Raw genomic sequence first — 26,809 nt, 5'->3', positions numbered from 1 at the left:
CGCGTCTTCGCTGAACCAGACCGTTACGTCACCACGCTGGCGGAGCGCCTCGTTGTATTCGGCCCAGTTCGTCACACGGTACTTTGCCTTCGCAAACTTATCCCGCCGCGACGCATTGAATTTGAAAGGCATCACAGCATCCCGCAGTCAAATCAAAGGACCAGCTACGCATCGGAAACGATTTGTGCAACACGCTCGTTTCGAACCCAAACGCGCGCCTGCACAAAGGGCCCAAATACCCTGAGGGTAAGGCCCTAGCTGTGACGTCCAACACCGCCGCTCATGTGCGAAGCAAAGCCTTGCCATGGGTCAGTCCGTTCACCTTCTCCAGGATGGAGTCCGCGTCAATGCTATGGTGCCGATAGAGGTCGCCGATTGTCCCTGTCTGGCCAAAATGTTCGACCCCTAATGGGATGGTCTGATGTCCCTGTACGGCACCCAGCCAAGACAATGTCGCGGGGTGTCCGTCAATCACGGTAACCAGCTTGCAGTGGCGCGGCAGACCGGACATCAAAGTTTCGATGTGGGACCGAGCCGTCTGATTGCCGCGCGAACGCGCCCGTTGCGCTGCCGTCCACCCGGCGTTTAGCCGATCTGCTGAAGTCACCGCCAGCACTCCGATGTCTTTGCGTCCTTCGCCCATCACGCCAGTGGCTTTGATCGCTTCGGGTGCAACGGCCCCTTGATAAGCGATTACGACCTCGCAATTCGGGCCCGGCCTCCGCAACCAGTATGCACCATCAATGGCACCTTGACGGAACTCATCGTCCACGCGTTTGCCAGGCTGTTCAATCGGGTTTGTCGTCAAGCGCAGATAAACCGAACCGCCTGTTTCGTCACGCAGCCAGGTGCGTTCGTCCGGCTGCCCTTCGCCGTCGCGCTGAAGATAATCAAAGGCCCATTCCATGATCACGGCCAGTTCATCGGCAAAGGCTGGCTCAAAGGCCGCCAGACCGTCCTGACTCATCCCGATCAACGGTGTGCCAATGGATTGATGTGCGCCGCCTTCTGGGGCCAGCGTAATGCCCGAAGGCGTGCCGACCAGCATAAAGCGCGCATCCTGATAACAAGCATAATTGAGCGCATCGAGGCCGCGGCTGACAAAGGGGTCATACACAGTACCGATCGGGATAAGCCGCTTGCCGAACAGGGAATGCGAAAGGCCCGCAGCACCGAGAAGCAACATGAGGTTCATCTCGGCAATACCAAGCTCGATATGTTGCCCTTCAGGAGTAAATTCCCATTTGGCCGTCGAGGGGATACGGTGTTCAATAAAAGCGTCGGCTTGCTCGGATCTGGCAAACAGTTTGCGCCGGTTTACCCAGGGGCCAAGGTTTGTTGTCCCTGTGACATCAGGGGATGTCGTCAGGATACGCTCGGCCAATTGACTGTCGCCCTTCGACAAGTCATCCAAAATCTTGCCGAAAGCCATTTGGGTCGAGATTTCGCGGCTTGTGTCGATGTCAATAGATGGAACATCCAGCTTGTCATCGAAATAGCGTCGCGGACCTTTGGCAAAGAAGGAAACTTTCGACAGAAAGTCTTTCAGCGCTTCCGGGTCCTGCACTGCCGCAAGTGGCTCCCATTCCTCACCGGCAGGCACGCCCATGTGTTCTTGCCACGCGACGAACTGGCTGTTGTTCATCAGCCCACCGTGGTTGTCCTTGTGGCCCGCAATTGGCGTACCCCATCCCTTGATCGTGTAGGCCAAGAAACAAGTAGGGCGGTCATGTTCGATGGCAGCAAAGGTTTGGGCCATGGTCTCAACGCAGTTGCCGCCGAGGTTTTCCATCAATGCAGCGAGTTCGGCATCTGTGCGCCGCTCGATCAGCGCCGTCACATCCCCCTGATCCCCAAGATCGTCCATGAGGCGCTTTCGCCAAACCTCGCCGCCCATGAACGTCAGGGCCGAGTATTCCTGGTTCGAGCAGGCATCAATCCAGTCTCGCAGCCGATCGCCGCCAGGTTCTTTGAAGGCCGCACGCTGCAACACGCCGTGCTTCACGCGCACAACATCCCATCCGAAGGCATCAAAGATTTTCTCGATCCGTTCGAACAACCCTTCACGAACGATGCCATCAAGTGACTGCCGGTTGTAGTCGATAATCCACCACGTGTTGCGCAGGCCATTTTTCCAGCCTTCCTGCAATGCCTCGTATACGTTGCCTTCATCCAGTTCAGCGTCGCCTACAAGCGCCACCATTCGCCCCATCGGGGCATCTGCCCCCCAGTTTTTGGCCTTGACGTAGTCCTGAATGATCGAAGCAAACGAGGTGATCGCGACACCCAAACCTACCGAACCTGTCGCGAAGTCGACATCATCGATGTCCTTTGTCCGGCTGGGATAGCTTTGCACGCCACCAAACCCGCGAAAGTTTTCCATCTTCTCGCGGGTCTGGTTGCCCATGAGGTACTGCATCGCGTGGAAAATCGGTGACGCATGCGGTTTTACCGCAACCCGATCTTCGGGCCGTAAAGCCGAAAAGTAGAGCGCAGTCATGATCGAAACCATCGACGCAGACGACGCTTGATGACCACCGACCTTTATCCCATCAACCTTGGGCCGGATATGGTTGGCATGGTGGATCATCCAATGCGACAGCCACAGCAGACGCTGTTCAACGATTTTCAACTGGTTGGGATCATACGGCATGGTGGTCTCCGGGACTCACGCGGCACTGCGGGCAGGGTAGGGCAAAGCTTGCTCTAAATCTGCAAGGATATCTTCAACGTCTTCCAACCCGACGGAAAGTCGGATCAGGCCATCGCTGATTCCATGTTCTGCTCGTTCTTCCGCAGTATACGTCGAATGGGTCATGGATGCCGGGTGCTGGATTAGGGTTTCTGCGTCCCCCAAGGACACGGCGCGCTGGATCATGTTCAGGCGGTTCATGAACTTGATGCCACCGGACAGGCCAGACTTGATTTCAAAGGCGATCATGGCCCCCGGCTGCGACATCTGGCGTCGTGCGACATCGTGCTGGGCAAAACTCTCAAGCCCCGGGAAATACACCTCACTGACGGCAGGGTGTGCCTGAAGGTAATCGGCAACAACCTTGGCGGACGCACAGTGGCGATCCAGTCGCAGGTTCAGTGTCTTCAGCCCACGCAGGATCAGCATTGCGTTGAATGGTGCCATCACTGCGCCTGTCATGTCCTTCATGCCGACAAGCCGAATCTCAGAAATCTGCTCGGCGGTTCCGACCACAAGACCCGCGACCACATCGCCATGCCCGCCCAGATACTTGGTGGCGGAGTGCAGGACGATATCCGCGCCGTGCTCAATCGGGCGGGTCAGATAGGGGCTGGCATATGTATTGTCGACTACAACCTGCGCACCAACAGAATGCGCGATCTCTGAACTGGCGGCGATATCCACCAAGCGCATGTTTGGATTAGCCGGGGTTTCGAAATAGACGACGCGGGTTTTTTCGGAAACAGCGGCTTTCAGGTTCGCAGGGTCCGTCATGTCAACATGGGTAATAGTGACACCCCATTTTGCCAGACCGTGGCGCATGAAAGCGAATGTGCAGCCATAGAGTGTTTTGTCGACAATGACTTCGTCACCTGGCGACAACAGGGTCCAAAATACGGCGGTAATTGCGCCCATCCCGCTGGAAAGCGCGAGCCCAGCCTCGGCACCTTCCAGCACGGCAATACGCTTTTCAAGAAGGTCACAAGTAGGGTTCGATATCCGGCTATAGATATGACCTGCGCGCTCGCCGGCAAACATCTCACCGCCTGCCTCTGCGGTTTCGAAGGAGAAGGTTGAGGTCAAGTGGAGGGGCGGTGTCAGCGCACCATCATTTTCAAATGGGTTGTAGGCATGATGAATGGCGCGAGTGGCAAATCCGGTTGTGTGGGTCACGGTGGGCTCCTGATCTAAGTCGCTATCACTTTGCGCCTTTACTTTGAGCAATGGGTTGCGAATAATGCCACGTTGAGGGCCTACATTGGCATATTATGCTAAAAAATGGAGAGAAGATGGACGCCAAAGACAGGCAGATCATTCGAGCGTTGCAGCGGGACGGGCGTATGACGAACCAGGATCTTGCTGATGAGGTCAATCTGTCTCCTTCACCGTGTTTGCGGCGGGTCAAAAACCTTGAGGCCAGCGGTGTCATCAAGGGATACAGTGCCGATGTGGACGCTGCTGCATACGGGATGGCGATAACCGTCTTTGTCCGCATCCGGCTTGAGCGGCACAATGAAACAGATGTGCAGAAATTCGAAAAACGCGTTCGGATGATCGATGAAGTTCTAGAATGCCACGTGCTGACCGGCGCAATGGATTACCAGTTGCGGGTATTGGTATCGGACCTCGAAGCATACGAAGACTTTATTCGAAACCGAATTCACCCGATCGGCGGGATAGCTTCGATCGACACCAGCTTTGTTTATGGAACAGTCAAGAAAACAGCGGTGTTTCCAGCCTGAGATGGTTTGAGTTCTCGAAAGTGACCCTTAGCATTGAGTTCTAGATTGTTAGGATGCGGAAGAACCAGTTTCGAGTTTCCGTGACTGTGAGTATTACCTCGGTTAGGTAAAATTCGCCGACTGGATGCGTCTCCGTAAAAGTACCATAATCATCATTACGCGAGCTTCCTGCAAATCAAAGGTGAATTAACCCAACACTGCCCGGACGCTCCTCCTACAATTCGCATTACTTCAAAATCTCAAGGTCGGGTCACAACAAAATCCGGCACGATCGCTGCCTGTTTGATCGCTTCCTCGACATCATGCCCGGCGAAGAATCCAAAATCCGAGACAAGTGCCGAAGCCACTCCGGCATGACGCGCGCCCAGAATGTCAGTATGCAAACTGTCACCCACCATCAGAACGCGGGATTTGTTGACAGGCCCAAGTCGCTGAAAAGCAAGATCATAGATATTGCCGAATGGCTTTCCATAAAATTGCGGGGCTACACCTGTCCGGTCGGCCAAACGGTGTGCGAAAAGACCTGGTTCTTTGGAAAAGCCGTACTCGCGCGGGGCAACGATATCCGGGTTGCCCACCAATACCGGGCGGGGGCGGCTTAGCAATGCCGCCTCCAACATCGCCTGCCGGGCTTCGGTCCAGGCGGCTGACCCGATCATCAGAAAACCATCAACAGATTCGTAGGGCTGCGGGTCATCCTCCAGATAGGTTAATTTCAAACCTTCCAAGTCGCGAAGACCTGCGCTGGGTGTCGCCATCAAACCCCAATGCAGCCCACGTTGGCCATTCAGCCCGGACAGCAACGTAGCCCGACTGGTGATCACATCCTGCGGCGCGAAGTCATATCCCAGTCTGGTGTATTTCTCCAACAGCGTGGCGTGGGGAAACCCAGCGGCATTCGACACCACCAAGACACGTTTGCCGGCAGCCTTCAGTGACTTGATCCGTTCGGGCGTTTCGGGGATCGCCGTGTCGCCTATATTAAGAACCCCGAACGCATCCAGAAGAAACACGTCAAACTTATCCATAATTTCGGAAAGAGTCTCGATACGACGATAGCTCACGTCGTTCGGTTCAATATCTGGAAGGCGGTGCCGGACGGCTTCGTAAGCCTTGAAAGCCTCTTGCGCTGAGAATCCGGTCAAATGATCGCTCCTCGTACTTTTGCCGAAACCCACTCGCTGATCATGACCGCAAAAAGAATTACAATTAGGATCAGGCTCACTTGCGGCCACGCCAGAACGTTAAGCGAGGCCGAAAGCTGCAACCCGATGCCACCGGCGCCAACCAGCCCAAGCACTGTGGACTCGCGAATGTTGATATCCCAACGAAAGACTGCAATTCCGGCAAATGCTGGCAGGATTTGCGGAACGATCCCATACGCCATGACTTGCCACCGCGAAGCACCGGTGGCTGTGATCGCCTCGACCTGACCGTGATCAATCTCTTCAATCGCTTCGTAAAGAAGTTTAGCGCAGAACCCGATTGAACGGATGGCGATTGCTATGACACCTGCGAACACGCCCGGTCCAATGATAGCGATCAATAGCAGCGCCCAGATCAGCGAGTTGATTGAGCGGGTCGAGACAATGACCAACAAGGCAATGGGGCGGATGAACAACGCCGACGGAGTAGTGTTGCGGGCCGCCAAAAAGGCAACCGGCACAGCCAAGCACAGAGCGATGATCGTGCCCAGAGTAGCAATGTTCAGGGTATCCCAGATCGGGCGACCCAACTTGGTGATATAGTCCCATTTGGGCGGCGTTGCTCGGGTCCATATATCGTTGGCGATACGGGGCGCGTCCCAGACAAAAAACCAGGTTGTCGATTCTGAAATGAGCTGCCAACAGTAGACAAAAATCGCTACGCCCAGAAGCCAGCCAAACCAGCGAACCAGGCTTTGGCCCGTCGTCCGCCTGCGCCAGATTTGTGTATCGTCGCGTTCAAGAACCGGCATTACTGAACCCTCGCGCGGATAATCCCCGAAAGGTATTCAAGGGCCATGACGATCCCGATGATAAGGATCAGAATGGCGGCTGCCGTGTCATATTCATATCGATCAAACGCAGTGTTCAGTGTCGCGCCAATGCCGCCTGCCCCCACCAGCCCGAGAATAGCGCTTTCCCGGAAATTGATATCGATCCGGTACATGGAAAGACCCACAAGCCTAGGCATGATCTGAGGCTGAACCCCGTAGTTGATCCATTGCAGCCATCTTGCACCAGAGGCCTGGATCGCCTCTGCCTGAACTTTGTCCATCGCCTCGATATCTTCAGCCAAGAGCTTGGAAAGAAATCCAATTGTCGCGAAGGACAGCGTCAGAAATCCTGCCAGCGGGCCAAATCCGAAAATGGCCACAAGCAAAATAGCAACGATAATCTCCTGCAGTGCCCGGCTTAACGCGACAATGCCGCGGCAAATTATGTAGATTGGCAACGGGGCGATATTACGTGCAGCCCCCAATCCAATCGGGATCGAAATCAGGATACCAACAACCGACGCGGCCACGGTCATCACAATGCTTTCCAGAAGGCCGGCCCAGATATCTGACCACCGTGAAATGAAATCGGGGCTGGTAAAGGCAAGGACGAACGCCCATCCCCTGTCCAGTCCCTCATAGACCCTTCCCCAATCAACATCGATGGTCATGAAAGCCGCGATCAGGTAAGCGAAAAACCCAAGTATCAATGCCCTGCGCAGCAACGTGTTTTTGATAAAGGCCGGTTTGCGCCAACCTTTTCCCAGCATGTCGTCAAGTTCTCGATGGCTCATTCTGCGGCCTCGACATCTTCATCCTCATCCACTTTTTCGATGGTCGCTTCCCAATCTTCCTCGCCGTAAATCTCGGTCAGCTTTTCCGGGGTGAGCCCTGTTGGGAGACCATCAAAAACGATTTCGCCAAAGCGGAGGCCTACGACACGGGGAACAAACATCTGGGCTAGTGCCACGTCATGGATGTTGATAATGGCCGCCAGCCCACGCTCCTGACACAGCTCGGTGATCAGCCGCATGATCTGACGACTGGTTTTCGGATCCAGCGACGCGGTCGGTTCATCGACCAGCAACAACTTTGGGTTCTGGATCAGGGCGCGGCAGATACCGACCCTTTGGCGTTGTCCACCCGACAACTCGTCCGCGCGTTTGTCAGCCATATGCAACAGTCCCACGCGGTCCAGAAGGCGGAAAGCCTCGTCCACATCGGACTGCGGATACCGCCGCAGAAAGCTGCGCCAGAAACCGACATACCCCAACCGACCGGACAATACGTTTTCCATCACGGTGAGGCGTTCGACTAGGGCATATTCCTGAAAGATCATACCCATTTCGCGGCGTGCTTTCCGCAACGCACCCGAGCCGAGTTTGGTCAGGTCCATGTCGTCCAGAAGAACACCGCCGCTTGTGGGCTCAACCAAACGGTTTATGCAGCGGATCATGGTCGATTTACCCGCGCCGGAGGGTCCGATCAGTGCAAGCACCTGCCCTTTGGGAACTTCAAGATCGACGGCCTTCAGTGCCTGATCTCCGGTCTTGTAGGTTTTTGTTAGCTTTTGAAGACGCAGCATAAATTGCCCCCGATTAGGGTGATTAGCGGGCCTATTCAGGCCCGCCGGATTGACCAAGGCTTATTGGCAGGCATAGGAGACGCCGTTTGCCGCGTCAATTTTCCGAATGACGTCCCAAAAGTCCTTGTAGTTCATATCGATAAACTGGGCCTCGTTGGACTTGGAGAACTCTGCCTGTAACGCGGTTCCTTCCCAATCAAACGTGAAGAAGGCCTCTTTAATCTTGTCCTGAAGCTCGGGCGGAAGGTTGTAAACAGTGCCGAAACCAGTAGTCGGGAAGGTTTGAGACTTGTAGATCGACACAACTTGATCAGCACTGATAACATCTCGTGCGATCATACGCTGCATCACAGAATTGGCGACAGCACCTGCAGGATAATCCTTGTTGGCCACACCGAGAACAGTATTGTCGTGCTTGCCTGAGAAGACTGGTTCAAAATCACGATCTGCAAGCATGTCATACTCACCCTTCAGGATAGCAGATGGCGCTTTGAAACCCGAATTCGACGTGGGTGACGAGAAAGCAAGCTTACCGCCCTTGATGTCTTCTACCGACTCCACACCTGATCCAGGAAATGTGATCAATTCCATCTCGTAGCCGAAATGTCCATCTTCCGACGCCATAATTGTAAATGGGCGGAAACCGGCACAATTCACTGCCAAAGGGTTAGATCCAGTGTTGAAACCCGAAATATGCAAACGTCCAGAGCGCATAGCCTCAATTTGCGCCGCGTTCGATTGAACTGGAAATATCTGGGCATTTTTGCCAGTTACACTTTCAAGATGGTCAATGAACTCAACCCAAGCATCCCGGTAGACCGCCGGATCCTCAACCGGTGTATATGCAAAAATCAAGGTGTCAGGATCAATCCACTCGTTGGGATCTGTGGGGATATCCGCAATCAAATCCCCATCCACGTCGCAAAATCGCTCGTCCAGATCACCCCTCGGGCAATCTTGCGCCGAAGCTGTCCCGGAAAGCGACATGAGCGCAATTGCCGATGCCCCAACCAATAATCTGATGTCTATCTTCATGTTTTCCTCCCAGTCATGCGCGGTCTTTTTGCAGTCCGCTGTTCGTCATTCGTTTCAGTGTTTACGGGGCGACGAGAACATCAACCTCGGCACCGTTGATCGCGTTAAGCAACTCTCCTGTTGGTTTCGTGTCGGAAACTATGGAATCTAGGCTGGTCAGGTCTCCGACCTGAGACAGGCCTTTACGGCCAAATTTTCCTGAATCGATTAAAAGATGTCGATTTGCTGCGCGCGTCAGCATCATTCTTTTGACAGCCGCAAAACCGCGCACGGTTTCTGAAGGGCCTTCAACCGAAAAACCCGACGAGCCGATCATGCATCTGTCGACATTGAACCGAGACAGGAATTCCAGCGTTTCGGTTCCGATCGTCGCAGATTCGGTTGCCAGATATTCTCCTGGACAAAGCAGAACCTCGGCAGCCCCATGGCCGAGGGTCATTGCCACCGGGATTGAATTCGTAATCACTGTGCAAGGAGTGCCGAGATAGGCCAATGCACGGGCCATTTCGATTGTAGTCGAACCGGAATCGATCATGACCGTTTCACCATCACGAACCAGTCTCGCCGCGCTGATACCTATGCGTTCGCGCTCCTCAATCCGCGCGTTGGCTCGCTCGTCCAGACCTGGATAATGCCCTTGTGCCGGGGCAGATGCCCCTCCGTGCGCGCGTGCGATCAGGCCGTCATTCGACAGAGCGTCGAAATCCCTGCGCACCGTCTCGTTAGAGACGTTGAAACGCTGGGCCAACTCATTGATGCGAACGTGCGGGCGAAGCTTCAACTCCAGCAGTATTTGCTGGCGCCGGTCGGATTTCTTTACCCTACCCCGACCCTTTTCAATCGTTTTGGCACGTATTTTCGTTTTGGACATCCAACAACCCAATCAGGTTTCAAGCCCCACCTTTGTGGGATTTCGGGCATAATGCAATAATTTTTGTTGCATAACCCTCAGTAGGTTGTGACAATTCGGAAGAGTCTAAAGCGCAAGGCAAGAATGTGTGAATTGAACAGTTTCAAAGTGAAAACCCAAGGACCACCATTAACGGCTGAAGGTTATTCTGGGTGCGCTTTTGATACCGTGTCATTGAGGGCAGCATGAGCGACGGCAACATAACAGACCAGATTGCAGCACTTCCGATGCGCTGGGACAGGGATGGAAAGCTGCGTGTTCTGATGGTGACTTCGCGCGATACAGGACGGTGGGTCATCCCAAAAGGTTGGTTGATGGAAGGAAAGAAACCCTGGCATGCCGCCGAAATTGAAGCACTGGAAGAAGCAGGTGCAGTCGGGGCAATCTCGAAACAGCCAGTTGGTCATTTTTTCTATGACAAACGCTTTGAGGGCGCGAATAGCGTTCGTTGCCGCGTAACCCTCTATCCCATGGTCGTTGAAAAACTGAAACGGCGTTGGAAAGAACGGGACGAACGGACACGTCACTGGTTTTCACCAGGGAAAGCGGCAAAGCTGGTGGAAGAAAGAGATCTCTCAAGTATTCTGAAAAATCTGACGGGCAATCAGAACGCCCAGTCTGTCATTAACAATCTTCGAAAAGCTGGATGAGAAAGCGCCTGACAAAACAAAAAATACTGGGCGCAAAATAACCAAAGGGAGGAATGATGATGAAAAAACTTACATCCACGGCCGTCGGGTCGCTGATTGCAATAGCCGCGTCTGTGTCGGCAGCGCAGGCAGACAAGCTGACACTCTATTGCTCCGCGCAGGAAGACTGGTGCCAACTCATGGCGCGTAGCTTCGAAGATGCGACGGGCATCGACGTCAACATGACGCGTAAGTCGTCAGGTGAAACTTTTGCTCAAATCCGTGCCGAAAGCTCAAACCCGAAAGGAGACGTGTGGTGGGGCGGCACGGGTGACCCGCATTTGCAGGCCGCTGAAGAGGGCCTGACAATGGAATACATGTCGCCAATGCGCGACCAGCTTCATGATTGGGCGATTTCCCAGGCCGAGAGTGCCGGAAACAGAACGATAGGTATCTATTCCGGCGCACTTGGGTATGGCTATAACGCAGACCTGCTGGCGGCCAACAACCTGCCTGAACCCGCCTGTTGGAAAGACCTGCTAAAGCCTGAATACAAGGGCCACGTTCAGATGGCCAACCCGAACTCGTCTGGTACGGCCTATACGACGCTGGCCTCGATGGTGCAGATCTTTGGCGAGGATGAAGGTTTTGAGTTCATGAAAGGCCTGCATTCGAATATCAACCAGTATACCAAATCCGGATCGGCACCAATCAAAGCAGCTGGTCGTGGCGAGAACACGATTGGCATCGTCTTCATGCATGATGCGGTAAAGCAGGCCGTATCGGGTTTCCCGATCAAGGTCGTCGCGCCGTGCGAGGGTACGGGATACGAAATTGGCTCGATGTCCATAATTGAAGGCGCCCGCAACGAGGAAGAGGCTAAGAAGTTCTATGACTGGGCACTGTCGCCCGAGGCGCAGAACCTTGCTCTTCAGGTCAGCGCGTTTCAGGTGCCATCGAACAAGAGCGCGGAAACATCGGAAAGCGCGCCTGACATGAGCCAGATCAAGCTGATTGACTATGACTTCAAAAAGTATGGTTCCTCAGACGAACGGAAACGTCTGTTGCAGAAATGGGACGAAGAGGTTTCGGTTCTGCCGCAGTAAATGACTGACCAGACTTCAAAAAAGACCCGCCCGGTTCTGATCTTTTGGGTCATCGCCGGGTGGGTCGGGTTTTGCCTGCTGCCGTGGTATATGGTCGACGGCGGCCTGTGGTCATTCGAATGGCTTTTTGACGGCTACCCGTTTGACGAAGATTATGCCCCCGCTGCATTCCTGATCGCACAGGGTGAGAAGCTTTGGCTTGCCCCGCTGTTGATCGCCCTGACCTTACCCCTTCTGGTGTTGAAACGAGCGAAATCTGACCCGCTCTATGCCCGTGTTCTGATCCTTTCCGGTGCACTCGGCTTCGGCTGGTTGATTGCACAGGGCTTTGGGATTGGCATCAGGGGTTTCAATTTCAATTGGTTGGCAGCCTATTTTGGTGAACTTGGCGATCGCCAGTTCGGCATGGGCTATGGTGCAATGATTTGCGCATCAAGCTTTCTGTTCCTGTTGACCCAAGGCATTGCGGCAAGAGGTGCCATCAACGGTGACGTCTTTGTTGTCAGTGCGATTGGCGGTGTGATTACTATCGTCACCGTCTTTGTCTTTTTTCCGATCGCCAAGATGCTGTTCGCTGCTTTCGTCACTGAAGATGGCGCATATTCGATTGCTGTCTTCTTCTCAAAGTTCTTTGATGGCCGGCTTTGGGGGTTGGGGTGTTTTTATGGTGCCAGGTGCGGCGCGGCATGGAACTCGCTGTTTCTTGCCATCCTGGTTGGCTTCGTCACGACTGCCCTGGGTTTGTGCTTTGCACTGGTCGTGACCCGCTCGGGTTTCCGCTACAAGCGCATGCTGCGGGCTTTGACTGTTCTTCCGATCATCACCCCGCCATTTGTGATTGGGCTCGCGCTGATCCTGCTTTTTGGCCTGTCAGGCTCAGTCACACGGTTCGTCGCCGATCTGTTCGGCACGCAGCCAACGCGCTGGCTGTACGGAATGCCAGGCATATTCATCGCACAGGCCCTTGCGTTCACACCCATTGCATTCCTCGTTCTAATCGGCGTGGTGGAAGGCGTCTCGCCATCTATGGAGGAAGCGGCACAGACTCTCCGCGCCAGCAGGTGGCAAACGTTCAGGACAGTGTCCCTGCCCCTGATGCGCCCCGGACTTGCCAATGCATTTCTTTTGGGCTTCATCGAAAGTATGGCCGACTTCGGAAACCCACTTGTTCTGGGTGGGAATTTCGACGTTCTATCGACCGAGATTTTCTTTGCCATCGTAGGGGCGCAATACGACCAAGGACGTGCCGCCGTTCTGGCCATGGTATTGCTGTTTTTCACCCTTTCGGCCTTTTACGCACAGCGTGTTTGGCTGGGTAAGAAAAGCTATACAACCGTGACAGGCAAAGGCGACGCAGGCGTGCACCCTTTGATGCCGACAGGCCTTTCTGTTCCCGTGCTGGTATTCGCCCTAGGCTGGGCGGTGTTCACGATCATTGTCTATGCAATGATCATCTACGGCAGTGTGGTCGAGCTTTGGGGTGTCAATAACTCCCTGACCTTCAAGCACTACGTCACTGCATTCTCTGTTCGATTTGAAGAAGAGGGCATTCGTTGGACCGGCGCCGCGTGGGACAGCTTCTGGACCACCATAACCATTGCGGCAATTGCTGCACCTCTGACGGCGGCGGTTGGGCTGGTAACGGCTTACCTGTTGACCCGGCAGAGCTTTGCAGGAAAGAACGCTTTCGAGTTTGGAACCATGCTGTCCTTTGCTATCCCCGGTACGGTGATTGGTGTCAGCTATATTCTTGCCTTCAACGTTCCGCCGATCGAAATAACCGGCACAGGCGTTATACTTGTTATCAGCTTCATATTCCGCAACATGCCGGTTGGGGTCCGTGCGGGCATCGCCAGCATGTCGCAACTTGACCGCAGTCTCGATGAATCCTCGCTGACCCTTGGTGCAAACTCGTGGCAGACGTTCCGTCGTATCATTTTACCGCTGTTACGCCCCGCGATACTGGCCGCACTTGTTTACAGTTTTGTCCGTGCGATGACGGCGATCTCGGCTGTGATCTTTCTGGTCAGTGCCGAATACGACATGGCAACCAGCTATATTATCGGGCGGGTCGAGAATAACGACTATGGTCTAGCCATTGCGTATTCGACGACGCTTATCTTCGTGATGCTGGCAGTTGTTGCGTTGATGCAGCTGATCGTTGGTCGCACTCAGATCGGGCGTCGAATGACGCAGTCACGCACCAATGTTTAGGAGATTTTGACATGAGCCTGCAATCCAAGGCCGCGCCGGTACGGTTCGAGAACGTGTCGAAAGTGTTCGGCAAAAACGTTGTGGCTGTTGATAACATTAACCTTCATGTCGAAGCGGGAAAACTGGTCACGCTGCTTGGTCCGTCAGGCTGTGGGAAAACAACGACGTTGCGCATGATCGCCGGGTTAGAAATGGCAAGCTCTGGCAAGATTATGATTGGCGACCGGGACGTCACCAAACTGCCCGCAACAGATCGCGACGTATCAATGGTGTTTCAATCATACGCGCTGTTTCCCCACATGAGCGTGCTGGAGAACGTGATGTACGGCCTCACATTCTCGGGCTTTGCCAAGGATGAGGCTCGCAGCCGCGCCTTGCATGGCTTGCAATTGGTAGGGCTCAAGGGGTTCGACAATCGCCTTCCCTCCGAACTCTCGGGTGGTCAGCAACAACGTGTCGCCGTCGCGCGAGCGCTGGTTCTTGAACCACAGGTTCTGCTGTTTGACGAGCCGCTATCCAACCTTGATGCCAAGCTGCGACGCCAGGTGCGCGAGGATATCCGGGCCATTCAGCAAGACCTTGGATTGACGGTTGTCTATGTCACCCACGATCAGGAAGAGGCCCTGGCCGTCTCGGACGAGATTGTTGTGATGCGGAACGCCGCGATCGCTCAGATGGGTACACCTCGCGAGCTTTATGATGCCCCGAATGACCGGTTTGTTGCCGATTTCATAGGCGAGGCAAACCTGCTCAACTGTCAAATCATTGCAACTGACGGAGATATTGCAACGATCGAGATCGAAGGATACCGTCACACTCTGCCGCGTCGGGGTTTGACCAATGGGGCCGCGACCATCGCTGTACGACCCTCGCGCCTTGTGATTGGTTCTGATGACGGCATCGCCGCTACAGTGGCCAAGGCAACCTATGTTGGCGTGCGGATGGAATACACGCTGACCGGCGCATTTGGTCAGGTTTTTGCGGTCCACGATGATGTTGATGCACCGCTTGCACCGGGTACCGAAATCAGGATGGGGTTTGCGGGCAAAGGACCGGTACTTCTGCCTGACTAGATGCCGAATTTACTGATCATCACTCACCCCGAGGTCGTTATTGATCCGGATACCCCCATTACGGAATGGGGTCTGAGCACGACAGGTCGCTGGCGCGCCGCATCCTTTGCTGCCAGTGAAGCTATGGCCAATGTCAGCCATATCTGGGCCAGCAGCGAACGAAAGGCTCGCGACACTGGTGAGATTCTGGCTGCGCCCTTGGGGTTGCCCTTATATTTCCACCCGGATCTTGGCGAGAATGATCGGAGTGCCACAGGTTTCCTGCCACGGGAAAAGTTCGAGGCGGCCGCCGACGCATTCTTTGCCCAGCCGGACATTAGCTTTCGCGGTTGGGAAACTGCGGCCGATGCTCAGAGGCGCATTCGTCGTGCAGTGTCGGAGATCATTCGTGCCCATGGAGCCGGAGACCTCGCAATCGTTACACATGGCGCGGTCGGTACATTGTTGTGGTGTGAACTTTCTGGAAATCCGATTAACCGCCAGTACGATCAACCGTCACAAGGCCATTATTGGCAGGCAAGCCTGACAAATCTACGACCTTATTCCACTTGGTTATCAATGGCCTAGACGTTAAGCACCCCAAGCGTTCTCTGCGATTTCCAGCAAGCTTTCAAATACATCTGGCGTTCCGACGATCACACGCCCACCGTCGCGGATCATCGCGTCGGCGTCTTGATCTTCGACAACACCACCCGCTTCCGTAACCAACAATTGCCCAGCCAGACAATCCCAAGCGTTCATGTGTTCTTCCACATAACCCAGAAGTCGCCCGGCTGCGACATAGGCCAATGACAATGCACCACTGGCGTTTCTGTGAAACATGGAACCGCGCTCGATCAGCGCTGCGACCACCGGCACGACGTGGCGAGTTTCGATCCGGTTCGAATACCCCACAGAAACCGTCCCGTCCTGAAGAGCAACCCCAGAGGCCACGTGTATCGGTGAACCGTTCAGTGTCGCGCCCTCTCCACGTGTTGCCACAAAGGTTTCGTCCATATTCGGATCCCGGATCACACCGACCGCAGTGCGCCCTTCGGTGACACCGGCCAGAACAATCGTCCATACCGGTATGCCATTGACGAAATTCGTAGTTCCATCAATTGGATCAATCACCCAGTCAAACCCGCTCTCACCGGTGGCAGCGCCGTGTTCTTCGCCAAATATCCCGTCTTGCGGCCAGGCATCCATGATCTTTTGGCGAATGAAGGTTTCGACGTTTTTGTCCGCCTCACTCACCCAATCCTGAGCACCTTTTTGATCGACGACCAGATTACTCCTGTCCAAGAAGTATTTCTCTGCAATCACCCCAGCTTCTTCACAGACCGCGATGGCAAAATCTCTGCGTTCCGAAAGACGATTCATGGCCTGTCCTTTTGTGTTTGTGTATCTAGGGCCAACATTGCGGTCCAAGCGGAAGGCTTGCAATGACTGAGTTGCAGCACCGTTCAATTCAATTCATGCCGCTTCGAGGTTGCCGAGCAATATGGACGTCATATCGGCGGTTATCACCCCGTCTATGGCAACAACATCCATTCCAGTCTGATAATCAACGTTGCTTTTTGTAATTCCCGACAAGTCCGCATCTGAATCCAAAATGACCCATTGAGGTTCATGCGCAGTGGTTTGCCCAACGGCCACCTGCAAGATCGCCAGTGCATCCAGGGCATTGATGGTTCCATCTTGATTGATATCCGCCGCGATCAAGTTCTCCGCATCGGCAGGTCCCCATGTCGGATCGAGGCCAACCGAAATGCGTAACACTTGCAAGGCATCCAGGGCGTCGATCTCTTTGCTCGCCGTTGAATAATGTTTGACGACGTCCAGTCTTCCGGGGAAAGTGCCATCCGGAAGGTCCAAATCAAATTGCCCCTGATCGTCAGCCGTGACAGATACCGTGCCACCACCGTCAGGAGTGAACTTGATCTCTGCATCCGACAATCCGGGATTTGCAGATTGGCTGTCCACAGTGATTGGCCCAAGCACGCCATCCGAACTGTCGGGCGTCAAACCGCCGAAATCACCAAAATCAACCGGAATGTGATCGGGGCCTTCAAACCCGGCCCCGAAAATATCGGTACTGGTCAGCGATCCACCCGAAGCAGACTGAACCTGCACCACCTCGCCCCGATACTCTATCCGCGCCCCTTGAGTGGTGCTGGTAAAGGTCAGTTGCTGAGGGGACCGCAACAGCAAATAGTCGAACATGTCCAGACGGTCCACACCCGGTTGAAAATCCGTGATCGTGGTCAGACCGCTGCCCGACTGCATCACGAAAATGTCGGCCCCTGCCCCACCTGACATAGTCGTAGCACCTGTTCCGGCTATCAGTATGTCATCGCCATCTCCGCCAATCAGGGTGGTATCCAGAATACTGCCGCTCAGCATGTCGTCTGAGGTCGTCCCCGACACTGTTCCAAACCCTTTGTCCACGATCCCCAGATCATCGACAGGAACCGAAATTACAGTGACTCCAGCGTCTTGTTGCGACGTAACCAGAATCTGCAACTCATTGCCGACATGTGCAATGTTCAGCGATTCAACATTCTGCAATCCACTAGTCAAAGTGTCGGCGAAACTGTCCAGATAGACCAGCTGGCCTTCCGGAGTCAGCGTGAACAATGTAAGCCCATCGTCGCCGCCACCCGCCACGACGAATACGCGCCCGTTGATGTCCACGACCTCAAGGTCCTGCACTGATTCAAAGCGGGTCGTGAGCGAATCCAGAATATGGTCTGTGGTGCTCAGGCTGCCGTCAGCGTTCAATTGAAGCACACTGAGCGAGTTGCTGCCTGCACCCGCCACGATTACCCAGGGCTTGCCGTAGGCCTCGATCGTTTCGATGGCTGTCGGAGTCGAGATTCCAAGGGTTCCGAGGGCTGAACTGTTGTCAATCTCGGTCAACTGACCGGAAATGCTGTCGACCCGAAAAGTTGAGACTGTATTGCTGACCGCATTGGCGCCGATACCGTCACACGTTCAGAGCGGAACGACGAAGAGGTGTTCGTTGTGGAAATTCGCACGAGCAACACCATGCTCGACGGAAGTGGTGTCGCGGTGGAAATCATACCCGGCATGATCGCAGAGGTTGACATTTTGTCAGGTAGAAAACCCGTATTGGAGTATCTGCTGGAACCTATCGTGAAGATTAAAGATCAAGCTTTGCGTGAGTAAGTGAGAAGACTAAAATATCTTTTTTCAGATGCTTACAGTATTTTGCATCAACATCTCCTGACGCGGAGGGGAACAAAAGAAACTCAGGTTTACACTCTGGCCACCAGAGCGTCACTATTTCCAGTCGACATCCCCCAGGAAGATATACCCGGCACCGTAAATCGTTTTGATCAGGCGCGGATTCTTTGGATCTTCACCAAGTTTCGTACGCAACCTGGAGATTCTGACATCCATAGCACGATCAAAACTGTCGCCGGCCGCACCGCCCAAGGACTCCTGCATCTGCCCCCTGCTGATCAGCCGCTTGGGGCTTTCCAGAAACAGACGCAAAACCTCGCCTTCAGCATGGCTGAAAGGTGTTTCAGTCCCTGACCCGTCTTCCAGAACATACCGATCAAAATGCGCAATCCAGCCGTTGAATTCCGCCCTATCCGATTGTGAAGTCCTACCGCGCGGCGCGCGCAATCTGGCCCGGACCCGGGCGACGACCTCTGTCGGGTCAAACGGCTTGGTAATATAGTCATCCGCGCCAAGCTCCAGTCCTGTCACACGGTCCTGAACCTGTGCCCGGCCGGAAATAATGATCACTGCTGCACCCTGTTCCAGCGCCAAGCGATGAACTAGCGCCAGCCCGTCGGTATCTGGTAAAGACAGGTCCACAAGGCAAACATCAGGGGTTACTCGATTAAGGGCTGCTTCAAACTCTCTGGCACGGGAAAAACTCTGCGTCCGGAAACCGGCATCCTCCAGTGCATCCGTCAGAATGCGCCGTATCTCGGGTTCGTCGTCGAGAATGGTCACCAGTGGTTGCGACATCAGGCGGCCTCGGTTTGGATCAGAGCAGACAATTGAGCCTGTGAGAACGGTTTACGCAAAACAGGTGCCAGGGCAAGCGCCCGTTGATGCAGCGGATCTGAATTTGGCAGAGATGTCATAAGGATAAGCGGCAACCCCGGTTTCAACTGTTCAAGGATGTCCAAGCCTGTACCGTGTCCTTCCAGACGGATATCCGACAAGACCAGCGAAATGTCCTTCACACTCGATATCAAGGCCAGTGCTTCATCAACTGAATTTGCTTCAATGACAGTAAAGCCCAAATCCACCAGCATGTCCCTAAACTGCCCGCGCAGGTCTTCGCTGTCTTCAACCAACAGTACCAATCCACCCTGAGCCGGAGGAGCGGGCCGAAAAGGCAAACGCATGACAACTGAGGCCCCAGATGGTGTATTTCTTAGATTCAGATCGCCACCGGCAAGCTTGACCGTATCATAAACCATCGGCAGCCCCAGTCCTGACCCGTCGCTCCCTTTTGTTGTGAAAAACGGGTTCAGTGCCTTTTCTAGCGCCTCGGGAGAAAACCCCGGCCCGGTGTCGGAAACCGTGACTTCGATCCAGATCTCACCTATGGCATGTGCACTGATTGTGATTTGACCCGTGCTCCCGCAGGCATCCCGGGCATTCAGGACCAAATTCAAAAGCGCATCCTGAACCATACCCGGATCAAGCATCAATGTTTGTTTTGGCAAGGTGTTTACGACGGACAGGCCCACACCGCGAGGCAGTGAGGGTGTCGCCAGAATCCTCAGGTCTTCCAACAATCCCCCGATGTCCGTTGCCTGCGGTTGCGGCGTTCGGTTTCCAGTCATGTCGGCGATCCGGTTCAGCAGCTGCCCGCCCCGGCGCGCGGTTTGTTGAGTTGCGGCCACAAGTTCCTGCGCGCCATCCGGCAAATCCATCTTGTCGAGGCGGGACTGCATCCCCAGGATGATGGTGAGCAGATTGGAAAAGTCATGGGCAAGCCCGCTGGTCATCTGGGCTGCCATCGCCCGGCGGCGGGTTTGCTGTAATGCAACGCGTGCCTGTGTCTCTTCGGTGATGTCCACCGACATCACGTACACACCCCCTGCCCCATCCGGCGTAAACGAAACCCGGATGCGTCGGGAATCCTGATCTTCGGTGAACTCGAAAACCGACGGCTCTCCGCTATAGGCCTTAAACAAATGGGCCTGAACCCGTTCAAAGGCGGTCGCACCCAGCGCTTCAGAAATGTGAAGCCCCAGAATATCGGACGGACGCCCAGGCATGACGGCGCTCAGGCGACGGTTCGAGTAATCGTATCGGCCGTCGCTGTCCAAATGCGCAATATGAGCCGGCATCATCTCGGTCACCATACGAGTACGGGCTTCGATTTCGGTCAATTCCCGCTTGGCCTCTTCCAGTGCCGCGATCGTGGCCGCAAGTTTGCGATTGGTTGCGGACAGTTCTTCCGCGTGGCTCAGCAACTGTTCCGACAGTTCCTCTGACCGCGCGCGCAACAGGTTTTCCGCCCGCCGCGTTCCGGTGATATCGGTGTAGACCGCGACCCACCCGCCTTGTGGCAGCGGTGCGCCTTCAATTGAAACAACCTGCCCATTGGGACGCACGCGCTCCATGTAGTGAGGCTCAAACGCCAAGGCTTGCTGGACGCGCAGATTGACCATTTCCTCGACACTTTCATCGTCGCCATACTCACCGCGGCTGGCAAGAAAGTGGATCGTATCCCGAAACAAAGCACCCCTTTGAACAAGCTCGTCCGGCAAACCGAACATTTCCTGGAAACGGCGATTGCTGAGCACCAGTTGCAATTTGCTGTCATAAATGGAAAGCGCCTGACCGATCAGGTTCAGCCCGGCGGTCGTCATCGCCTTGATACGCTTTTCCGTTATGTCCAAGTTCGTCGTCTCCTCGGCTCATGCCTAGCATCTGAAACCATGCACGGGTAGTGGAATTGAGGGGAGGCGTTTCGGACCCTGTCTTCGTTCAATTGCTTTTTGCAATCCGGGAGTGCACAAAGCAAAATACTTCGACACACCCGCCCGTGACCGAGCATCCGGTACAGGCAGAATAGATGAACGTTGACAACAAACCGCGTTCTAAGATGTGTATCTGGGACAGGATTTTGCGCCTTCAGATGTGATCGAGTGCAAGGACAATGTGTGGTCCATATTTTTCATCCGGTGGCGCAACATCTGTCGGCCTAACCGTGCGAGATCTGTTGCAAAATCCGGATTCTCCGCGACATTCTCAAATTCGCCCTTACCTTGATGGTCGAACAGGATCGGGGGCAGGTCGGCAGCGAACTCGACCAGGGTGAACCGTTCATCCCGCAATATTCCCAAACACGAGTCGCTGTTACCGGTCCCCAATTCTTGCTGCCATAACGTCGGGTTTTCAGGTTCTGAGAAATCAAGTTCGCTGAAAGAATAGTCGCGCCAATCGTCTGGGATATTACCCCGCAACAATGGCAGCAAGGACCGTCCATCCATAGCGTTCGGAACAGCCTGTCCAATCCAGTCCAATATGGTTGGTGTGACATCCACAGACTCGGTTGGAACGGTGATCTTGCTTCCCGCCATAGCTTCATTCCCGGGCAAACGGATCATCAGCGGTGTGTGATACGCCGCATCGTAGACCGTCATCTTGCCCCAGCTGTGTCGATCCCCCAGCATTTCACCATGATCGGCGGTGATAACCAGCAGTGTATCGTCGTATTGCCCGCTGTCCTTCAGGTACCGGACAACACGACCGATGTGGTAATCAACCTCTGTTGCCAGGCCAAGATATATAGCACGCAAAGTGCGATTGTTTTCGTCCGTAGGTTCAACGTCATCAAAACCGTGAACGAATTTTTTCGCGCTATAGGTATCCAGCTTTGGTCCGAAGAACGGATGCAGCGCTTTTTCTGCTGCTGCGCTCGGCAAGCAGTGCGGCAGAGGGATGTCCGCCGGGTCATACATGTCATTGTAGGGGGCCGGTGCGACCAACGGCGGATGCGGGCGGATATAGGTCAAATGGGCGAACCAACCCTTTCCACGATGAGGCGCGATTCCGTCCAGAAAGGCATCGGTCAGAAAGGCTGTATCGCTGTCTTCTGCCCGATACAGCGCGGGATCATTCAGCCGCGGGTGTCCACCATCGGGCGAAACGGGCTTGTAGACGTCCCAGTACTTTTCGAATTGATACCCCTTTTTCATCAGATGGGCTTGCCATGGATATGATTCTTCAAGGCGCATTTCGACAACTTCAACGAACCCGGTCATCGACTGTTCGTAAGACTTGAGGTCAGGGTCATTGGGATCATGGACGCGCGGATCGGCGGAGGTATCTGTGTACCCAAACAACATTGGCAAGTAACCAGCTTTGCGCATTTCCGTGGCAATGTTCGGGGTATCGTGTCGCAACGGCGTTCCGTTTCTAACCGACCGATGATTCATCGCATATTGGCCGGTCAGAATCGATGCACGCGAGGGACCGCAGGGATTGGTGACCGAGAAATGGCGGGTAAAGGTCACGGCCTCATCCATAAAAGCCCGCAAATTCGGAAGGTTCACATGGTCTGCCAAGGCCCCGGACAGGCAATCCGCTCTGAGTTGATCGATGATGACAAACAAGACGTTCTTGGTCTGATGCATACCGACTTCTCCGATTCCGCGCCGTAATAAACAACGCGGAATGTGTATTGCTTCCCGCCATAGCGCAACCGATTTGTCGGTCGGACAAAGGCGTATTATCCCGACAAAGTTGCTGTGCGATAACTTCTGGTAAGCACCTGTTCAGCATAGCTCCAATGCGACGGTCGGCGTGACGTCAAGGCCATCCGGCGCGGCAAAAAGATGTTCAATTGCACAAAGCCATTGCGGTCATTGAATGTTTCACTTCACATGACCTCATGACGCAGCCTTCGATAATCTCAGAACACGATTCCAGCGGTACTCGTGTACGCATATCCGGAGAGCTGCTCACGCAATCGCTGCAAACCGTTGAACAAGGTTTTGCCTCTGTCCGCCCAACCGGAGACAGGCTTGTTCTCGATCTGTCCGAGGTCGAAGCCCTGGATACCGGCGGTGCCTGGCTGATCGCGGACCTTGGCAAACGCTTCACGTCGCAAGGTGCAACACTTGAATTTCAAGGGGTGAAACCGGCACATGCCACTCTGATAGATACTGTAACCCGCAGCATACCCGACGAACCCGGTGAACTTGATAAACCGCGAAGTCTGTTGGATTTGATCGCACAAATGGGTCACATCACCGTAGGTGCCTGGCGGGATACGCTTTCCATCCTCGAATTTCTGGGTCTGACACTGCATCGGCTGTTTCGTACCATTGTTATGCCATGGCGACTGCGCAAGGCAGCGCTGGTCACACACATGGAAGAGACCGGGTTCAAAGCACTGCCAATCGTGGCCCTTATGGGATTTCTGATCGGTGTCGTACTGGCCTTTCAGGGCGCAACCCAGCTGAAGCAATTTGGAGCTGAGATATTCGTGGTCGAACTGATCTCGATCTCGGTTCTGCGTGAATTGGGCATATTGTTGACGGCAATTATTGTTGCCGGGCGCTCGGGTTCTGCATTCACCGCATCTATCGGTTCGATGAAAGTGCAGGAAGAAATCGACGCAATGCGAACGCTGGGTCTGGACCCGATCGAAGTTCTGGTCATTCCCCGCGTTTTGGCCTTGTTGATCATGCTGCCCATACTGGGTTTTGTCGCCGATATCGCGGGTCTGTTTGGTGGCGCATTGATGAGCTGGATCGACCTGGGTGTAAGCCCCGGCATGTTTCTTACTCGCTTGAAGGAAAACACCGACGTCTGGCAATTGGCGGTCGGTCTTATCAAAGCTCCGTTCTTTGCGCTCGTCATCGGCGTAATTGCCTGCTGGCAGGCAATGCAGGTCAAAGGGTCCGCCCAAAGTGTCGGTCAACGTACGACAGCATCAGTTGTTCAATCCATTTTCATGGTGATCGCAATCGACGCTTTGTTTTCGATCTTCTTCTCAGAGATCGGAATATGACATGACCGGGGATACACCACAGCCATCAGTCGCCACAACTAAAGACCGTGAGGCTGTCATTCGTGTAAGCGGGCTCCGAACTCAGTTCGGTACCCAGGTGGTACACGAAAACCTGAATCTTGATGTCTGGAAGGGAGAAGTTCTGGGAATCGTTGGTGGGTCGGGCACCGGTAAATCCGTATTACTCAGAACTATCGTAGGGCTGAACAAACCCGCCGCCGGAGAAATCGAGGTGCTGGGCGTCGATGTTCTGAATGGCCCAGAGGATGACCGCCGCAGGATCGAACGCCGCTGGGGTGTTGCCTTTCAGGACGGGGCACTGTTTTCGTCTCTGACCGTGCTGCAAAACGTGATGGCTCCGTTGCGAGAACACACAGGTCTCAGCGAAAAACTGATGGAGTCTCTGGGTGCATTGAAGATCAGCCTTGTGGGTCTGCCACAGCTGAGTTGCGGCAAGTTTCCGTCAGAACTGTCGGGTGGCATGCGCAAGCGCGCTGCGCTGGCTCGGGCGCTGGCCCTTGACCCCGAGATCGTTTTTCTGGACGAACCAACCGCAGGATTGGACCCGATCGGCGCAGCCGCGTATGATGAACTGATCGGTGAGTTACAGCAGGCACTTGGGTTGACCGTTTTCATGGTCACCCATGATCTGGACAGTCTTTACGCGATCTGCGACCGCGTTGCAGTGCTTGCAGAAAAGCGCGTACTGGTTGAAGGTCCGATTGAGGACATGACCAAGGTCGACCATCCTTGGGTACAGGAATACTTCACAGGCCCCCGCGCCCGCGCGGCGCAACAGAAGGGGCAAAACAGGTAAAGGCAATGGAAACCCGGGCGAACTATATCCTGATCGGCGCGTTTACCCTTGCGGGGTTGCTGGGCGCATTCGGCTTTTTCCTGTGGCTCGCCAAGTTTGAGATCACGCGCCAATACGCTTATTACGATGTACTGTTTGACAATGTCGCAGGTCTGTCGGCAGCCAGCGGCGTGAACTTCAACGGCCTGCCGGTCGGGCAGGTCGTTTCCTTGCAACTGGATGATAATGATCCGTCAAAGGTTCGGGTGCGGATCGAAGTGGACGCAGACATTCCGATAACCAATGATACAATCGCACAGCTTCAGTCACTTGGTGTGACTGGTGTTGGTTATGTCGAACTGACAGGGGGGTCCGCTAACGCCGAACGATTGCCACAAAAGAGCATTATCAAGAGCAAACGAAGCACAATTCAATCCCTGTTCGAAGGCGCGCCAAAAGTTCTGGATGAAGCCGTGACGCTTTTGGAGAACCTGAACAAAGTCGTCGATGATAAAAACCGGGAAGCTGTGAGCGGTATTCTGGACAATCTTGCTTCGGCCACAGGTAAACTGGACAATACACTGACAAGTTTTGAATCCGTGGCAAATGACATCGGCAGCGCTGCGCAGGATATTGGCGCGTTTTCAAAGCGGCTGGACCCACTGATCGAAACTGCTCAAACAACGCTCGAAACCGGTACGGAAACATTGGAAGCCGTCAAAACGGCTTCCGGGTCCGCCAAGACCGCGCTGGACGAAGCTAAAACAACCCTTCAGACGGCTGACCGCATTTTGCAGCAGGACGTGAAGCCTTTCATCGAGCGAGGCTCGCAACTGGCTGAACGGTTGACCGTTTTGTCTGATGAAGGCAGCGTTACCCTTGGAATTGTGAACGAAACCGTTCTGAACGCCAATACGGCGCTTGGCTCGATTACTACGGCGATGGAGTCCGCCAAGGGGGCACTGGCTTCGGCAGAATCCGCTTTTGACTCTGCAAATCGTGTCATGGAGGAAGACGTGGCACCTGTTGCGGAAGATGTCCGGAAGGCGGCCAATCAGGTGACCGAAACCGTCGCGGGCATAACGGAAAAGATCGATCAGATCTCGGACGACGTCCTGAGCGCGTCAAATTCCGCGTCCGAATTGCTGGGAACCATCGACGAAATCGTGCAGAGCAACCGCCGACAAGTGTCAGACTTCCTGCGTGTCGGGTTGCCTCAGTTTGTTCGTTTTATCGAAGAATCCCAGCGTCTTGTTATCAGTTTGGATCGCCTCGTAGACAAAGTTGAACGCGATCCGGCACGTTTCCTTCTGGGCACCCAAGCATCGGAGTTCCGTCAATGATCAAGCCTGCACTTGCAATGTTGATGGTCGTGTTGTTTGGCGGCTGCGCTGGTCTGGGCACGTTGAAACAAGCGGCGAAACCGAATGACTTGTATCTGCTGACCCCTAAAAGCACTTTTTCCTCAGCACTGCCCAGGATTGAAAAGCAGATCGTCGTTCAGGAACCGACGGCAACTGCCGCAGTGAACACGGATCAGATTGCCATTCAACCTACTGCGTTGCAGGTTCAATATTTGCCCCGCGCCCGCTGGGTGGATCGCGCGCCCTTGATCGTTCAAACCCTATTGGTCGAAAGCTTTGAGAACTCGGGCAAAGTCGCAGCTGTTGGACGCTCAACCGTTGGTCTGCGAGCCGATTACGTAATTGCCCCGGACCTTAGAGAGTTTCAGGGGGTCGTGATCTCAGACACCGAGAATGGAACCAAAATTCGCGTCGAAGTTCGTATTAACATCAAGGTGATCGACGAATACGAAGACAAGATCATTGCGTCCAGCTCGTTCCAGGAAAACGTCGTGGCGGCAAGCGATCAGACACCCGATCTGATCAACGCGTTTGATCTGGCTTTGGGGCGCGCGATGCGAGATTCTGTAGAATGGAGCATTCGCAAGATCAATACCCACGTGGCAAACAACCCGCGATCCATTCCCAGATAACGAAAGCCGCATAAGACGGCGGAAAAAGCGGGCAATTACAGACGCG

24 protein-coding genes and 1 pseudogene are annotated in these 26,809 nt (G+C 54.4%); 11 read left to right on the top strand and 14 right to left on the bottom strand.

Features of this window, described 5'->3' with window-relative positions:
* The 3 genes and pseudogenes from ACR0BF_RS14380 to ACR0BF_RS14370 form a co-directional block, all read right to left on the bottom strand.
* Nucleotides 1-132: pseudogene (locus ACR0BF_RS14380) on the bottom strand (IS5 family transposase); the annotation flags it as partial.
* A 148-nt stretch (nt 133-280) separates the two neighbouring features.
* Nucleotides 281-2,653 (bottom strand): 1-deoxy-D-xylulose-5-phosphate synthase N-terminal domain-containing protein, encoded by a 2,373-nt coding sequence (locus ACR0BF_RS14375; RefSeq protein ID WP_480625165.1) that lies wholly within the window; start codon nt 2,651-2,653, stop codon nt 281-283.
* A 15-nt stretch (nt 2,654-2,668) separates the two neighbouring features.
* Entirely contained in the window at nt 2,669-3,868 is a 1,200-nt protein-coding gene (locus ACR0BF_RS14370) for a methionine gamma-lyase (RefSeq protein ID WP_480494130.1), read from the bottom strand.
* 116 nt (nt 3,869-3,984) lie between these two features.
* Between ACR0BF_RS14370 and ACR0BF_RS14365 the strand changes: the two genes are divergently transcribed.
* A complete protein-coding gene (locus ACR0BF_RS14365; RefSeq protein ID WP_209507088.1) occupies nt 3,985-4,437 on the top strand; it encodes an Lrp/AsnC family transcriptional regulator in 453 nt (150 codons plus the stop codon).
* Between the two features lie 239 nt (nt 4,438-4,676).
* Here the strand turns inward: ACR0BF_RS14365 and ACR0BF_RS14360 are convergent, their stop codons facing one another.
* From ACR0BF_RS14360 to ACR0BF_RS14335, 6 genes are all read right to left on the bottom strand, one after another.
* Complete coding sequence (locus tag ACR0BF_RS14360) at nt 4,677-5,582, bottom strand: HAD-IIA family hydrolase (protein WP_480625164.1); 906 nt, start codon at nt 5,580-5,582, stop codon at nt 4,677-4,679.
* Nucleotides 5,579-6,394, bottom strand: coding sequence for a phosphonate ABC transporter, permease protein PhnE (phnE, locus tag ACR0BF_RS14355; RefSeq protein WP_480625163.1), 816 nt, complete (start codon nt 6,392-6,394; stop codon nt 5,579-5,581). Before phnE (ACR0BF_RS14355) ends, ACR0BF_RS14360 begins: the two co-directional genes overlap by 4 nt.
* On the bottom strand, nt 6,394-7,209 hold the full coding sequence (gene phnE, locus ACR0BF_RS14350) for a phosphonate ABC transporter, permease protein PhnE (protein ID WP_480477270.1): 816 nt from the start codon (nt 7,207-7,209) through the stop codon (nt 6,394-6,396). Before phnE (ACR0BF_RS14350) ends, phnE (ACR0BF_RS14355) begins: the two co-directional genes overlap by 1 nt.
* Nucleotides 7,206-8,000 carry a phosphonate ABC transporter ATP-binding protein gene (gene phnC / locus ACR0BF_RS14345; RefSeq protein WP_480477268.1) on the bottom strand — a complete coding sequence of 265 codons (795 nt, stop codon included), beginning with the start codon at nt 7,998-8,000 and terminating at the stop codon, nt 7,206-7,208. The genes phnE (ACR0BF_RS14350) and phnC overlap by 4 nt, the downstream gene beginning before the upstream one ends.
* A 60-nt stretch (nt 8,001-8,060) precedes the next feature.
* Nucleotides 8,061-9,035 carry a phosphate/phosphite/phosphonate ABC transporter substrate-binding protein gene (phnD, locus tag ACR0BF_RS14340; RefSeq protein WP_480625162.1) on the bottom strand — a complete coding sequence of 325 codons (975 nt, stop codon included), beginning with the start codon at nt 9,033-9,035 and terminating at the stop codon, nt 8,061-8,063.
* Nucleotides 9,036-9,096: 61 nt separating this feature from the next.
* Complete coding sequence (locus ACR0BF_RS14335) at nt 9,097-9,906, bottom strand: DeoR/GlpR family DNA-binding transcription regulator (RefSeq protein ID WP_480625161.1); 810 nt, start codon at nt 9,904-9,906, stop codon at nt 9,097-9,099.
* A gap of 224 nt (nt 9,907-10,130) precedes the next feature.
* Between ACR0BF_RS14335 and ACR0BF_RS14330 the strand changes: the two genes are divergently transcribed.
* The 5 genes from ACR0BF_RS14330 to ACR0BF_RS14310 are packed head-to-tail and all read left to right on the top strand — an operon-like array spanning nt 10,131 to nt 15,534.
* Nucleotides 10,131-10,595 carry an NUDIX hydrolase gene (locus ACR0BF_RS14330; RefSeq protein ID WP_480605752.1) on the top strand — a complete coding sequence of 155 codons (465 nt, stop codon included), beginning with the start codon at nt 10,131-10,133 and terminating at the stop codon, nt 10,593-10,595.
* Nucleotides 10,596-10,654: 59 nt separating this feature from the next.
* The gene (locus ACR0BF_RS14325; protein ID WP_480519958.1) at nt 10,655-11,680 is read left to right on the top strand and encodes an ABC transporter substrate-binding protein; all 1,026 of its coding nucleotides are present in this window, start codon (nt 10,655-10,657) and stop codon (nt 11,678-11,680) included.
* A complete protein-coding gene (locus tag ACR0BF_RS14320) occupies nt 11,681-13,894 on the top strand; it encodes an ABC transporter permease (protein ID WP_480625160.1) in 2,214 nt (737 codons plus the stop codon).
* An 11-nt stretch (nt 13,895-13,905) separates the two neighbouring features.
* Nucleotides 13,906-14,967, top strand: a complete 1,062-nt coding sequence (locus tag ACR0BF_RS14315) for an ABC transporter ATP-binding protein (protein WP_480554945.1) — start codon at nt 13,906-13,908, stop codon at nt 14,965-14,967.
* Entirely contained in the window at nt 14,968-15,534 is a 567-nt protein-coding gene (locus ACR0BF_RS14310) for a histidine phosphatase family protein (protein WP_480519952.1), read from the top strand.
* Between the two features lie 3 nt (nt 15,535-15,537).
* Here ACR0BF_RS14310 and ACR0BF_RS14305 read toward each other — a convergent pair whose 3' ends face one another.
* Both ACR0BF_RS14305 and ACR0BF_RS14300 read right to left on the bottom strand, forming a co-directional pair.
* Nucleotides 15,538-16,329, bottom strand: coding sequence for an inositol monophosphatase family protein (locus ACR0BF_RS14305; RefSeq protein ID WP_480625159.1), 792 nt, complete (start codon nt 16,327-16,329; stop codon nt 15,538-15,540).
* A gap of 93 nt (nt 16,330-16,422) precedes the next feature.
* Nucleotides 16,423-17,868 (bottom strand): dockerin type I domain-containing protein, encoded by a 1,446-nt coding sequence (locus ACR0BF_RS14300; RefSeq protein WP_480625158.1) that lies wholly within the window; start codon nt 17,866-17,868, stop codon nt 16,423-16,425.
* A 105-nt stretch (nt 17,869-17,973) separates the two neighbouring features.
* Between ACR0BF_RS14300 and ACR0BF_RS14295 the strand changes: the two genes are divergently transcribed.
* Nucleotides 17,974-18,138 carry a hypothetical protein gene (locus tag ACR0BF_RS14295; protein WP_480625157.1) on the top strand — a complete coding sequence of 55 codons (165 nt, stop codon included), beginning with the start codon at nt 17,974-17,976 and terminating at the stop codon, nt 18,136-18,138.
* A gap of 114 nt (nt 18,139-18,252) precedes the next feature.
* On the opposite strand, the gene ACR0BF_RS14290 is transcribed toward ACR0BF_RS14295, so the two are convergent.
* The 3 genes from ACR0BF_RS14290 to ACR0BF_RS14280 all read right to left on the bottom strand — a co-directional run bounded on the left by ACR0BF_RS14290 (nt 18,253) and on the right by ACR0BF_RS14280 (nt 22,589).
* Nucleotides 18,253-18,954, bottom strand: a complete 702-nt coding sequence (locus tag ACR0BF_RS14290) for a response regulator transcription factor (RefSeq protein WP_480477238.1) — start codon at nt 18,952-18,954, stop codon at nt 18,253-18,255.
* Complete coding sequence (locus ACR0BF_RS14285; protein ID WP_480519938.1) at nt 18,954-20,849, bottom strand: PAS-domain containing protein; 1,896 nt, start codon at nt 20,847-20,849, stop codon at nt 18,954-18,956. Before ACR0BF_RS14285 ends, ACR0BF_RS14290 begins: the two co-directional genes overlap by 1 nt.
* Nucleotides 20,850-21,050: 201 nt before the next feature.
* Nucleotides 21,051-22,589: an alkaline phosphatase family protein gene (locus ACR0BF_RS14280; protein ID WP_480625156.1), complete on the bottom strand. Its 1,539-nt coding sequence runs from the start codon at nt 22,587-22,589 to the stop codon at nt 21,051-21,053.
* A 257-nt stretch (nt 22,590-22,846) separates the two neighbouring features.
* On the opposite strand from ACR0BF_RS14280, the gene ACR0BF_RS14275 reads away from it, so the two are divergent.
* The 4 genes from ACR0BF_RS14275 to ACR0BF_RS14260 are packed head-to-tail and all read left to right on the top strand — an operon-like array spanning nt 22,847 to nt 26,763.
* Entirely contained in the window at nt 22,847-23,971 is a 1,125-nt protein-coding gene (locus ACR0BF_RS14275) for an ABC transporter permease (RefSeq protein ID WP_480519934.1), read from the top strand.
* Between the two features lies 1 nt (nt 23,972).
* Nucleotides 23,973-24,788: an ABC transporter ATP-binding protein gene (locus ACR0BF_RS14270; RefSeq protein WP_480519932.1), complete on the top strand. Its 816-nt coding sequence runs from the start codon at nt 23,973-23,975 to the stop codon at nt 24,786-24,788.
* Nucleotides 24,789-24,793: 5 nt separating this feature from the next.
* The gene (locus tag ACR0BF_RS14265) at nt 24,794-26,110 is read left to right on the top strand and encodes an MlaD family protein (RefSeq protein WP_480605735.1); all 1,317 of its coding nucleotides are present in this window, start codon (nt 24,794-24,796) and stop codon (nt 26,108-26,110) included.
* Entirely contained in the window at nt 26,107-26,763 is a 657-nt protein-coding gene (locus ACR0BF_RS14260; RefSeq protein WP_480625155.1) for an ABC-type transport auxiliary lipoprotein family protein, read from the top strand. Before ACR0BF_RS14265 ends, ACR0BF_RS14260 begins: the two co-directional genes overlap by 4 nt.
* Nucleotides 26,764-26,809 lie beyond the last annotated feature (46 nt).

Source organism: Ruegeria sp. AG7 (assembly GCF_056541545.1).
This window is presented reverse-complemented; position numbering and strand designations above follow the sequence as displayed.

Excerpts from the sequence above, each read along its gene's own strand:
- ACR0BF_RS14375 (WP_480625165.1), bottom strand. The coding sequence starts at position 2,653 with ATGCCGTATGATCCCAACCAGTTGAAAATCGTTGAACAGCGTCTGCTG.
- ACR0BF_RS14365 (WP_209507088.1), top strand. The coding sequence starts at position 3,985 with ATGGACGCCAAAGACAGGCAGATCATTCGAGCGTTGCAGCGGGACGGG.
- phnE (WP_480625163.1), bottom strand. The coding sequence starts at position 6,394 with ATGCCGGTTCTTGAACGCGACGATACACAAATCTGGCGCAGGCGGACG.
- phnE (WP_480477270.1), bottom strand. The coding sequence starts at position 7,209 with ATGAGCCATCGAGAACTTGACGACATGCTGGGAAAAGGTTGGCGCAAA.
- phnC (WP_480477268.1), bottom strand. The coding sequence starts at position 8,000 with ATGCTGCGTCTTCAAAAGCTAACAAAAACCTACAAGACCGGAGATCAG.
- phnD (WP_480625162.1), bottom strand. The coding sequence starts at position 9,035 with ATGAAGATAGACATCAGATTATTGGTTGGGGCATCGGCAATTGCGCTC.
- ACR0BF_RS14335 (WP_480625161.1), bottom strand. The coding sequence starts at position 9,906 with ATGTCCAAAACGAAAATACGTGCCAAAACGATTGAAAAGGGTCGGGGT.
- ACR0BF_RS14330 (WP_480605752.1), top strand. The coding sequence starts at position 10,131 with ATGAGCGACGGCAACATAACAGACCAGATTGCAGCACTTCCGATGCGC.
- ACR0BF_RS14325 (WP_480519958.1), top strand. The coding sequence starts at position 10,655 with ATGAAAAAACTTACATCCACGGCCGTCGGGTCGCTGATTGCAATAGCC.
- ACR0BF_RS14320 (WP_480625160.1), top strand. The coding sequence starts at position 11,681 with ATGACTGACCAGACTTCAAAAAAGACCCGCCCGGTTCTGATCTTTTGG.
- ACR0BF_RS14315 (WP_480554945.1), top strand. The coding sequence starts at position 13,906 with ATGAGCCTGCAATCCAAGGCCGCGCCGGTACGGTTCGAGAACGTGTCG.
- ACR0BF_RS14310 (WP_480519952.1), top strand. The coding sequence starts at position 14,968 with ATGCCGAATTTACTGATCATCACTCACCCCGAGGTCGTTATTGATCCG.
- ACR0BF_RS14305 (WP_480625159.1), bottom strand. The coding sequence starts at position 16,329 with ATGAATCGTCTTTCGGAACGCAGAGATTTTGCCATCGCGGTCTGTGAA.
- ACR0BF_RS14290 (WP_480477238.1), bottom strand. The coding sequence starts at position 18,954 with ATGTCGCAACCACTGGTGACCATTCTCGACGACGAACCCGAGATACGG.
- ACR0BF_RS14280 (WP_480625156.1), bottom strand. The coding sequence starts at position 22,589 with ATGCATCAGACCAAGAACGTCTTGTTTGTCATCATCGATCAACTCAGA.
- ACR0BF_RS14275 (WP_480519934.1), top strand. The coding sequence starts at position 22,847 with ATGACGCAGCCTTCGATAATCTCAGAACACGATTCCAGCGGTACTCGT.
- ACR0BF_RS14270 (WP_480519932.1), top strand. The coding sequence starts at position 23,973 with ATGACCGGGGATACACCACAGCCATCAGTCGCCACAACTAAAGACCGT.
- ACR0BF_RS14265 (WP_480605735.1), top strand. The coding sequence starts at position 24,794 with ATGGAAACCCGGGCGAACTATATCCTGATCGGCGCGTTTACCCTTGCG.
- ACR0BF_RS14260 (WP_480625155.1), top strand. The coding sequence starts at position 26,107 with ATGATCAAGCCTGCACTTGCAATGTTGATGGTCGTGTTGTTTGGCGGC.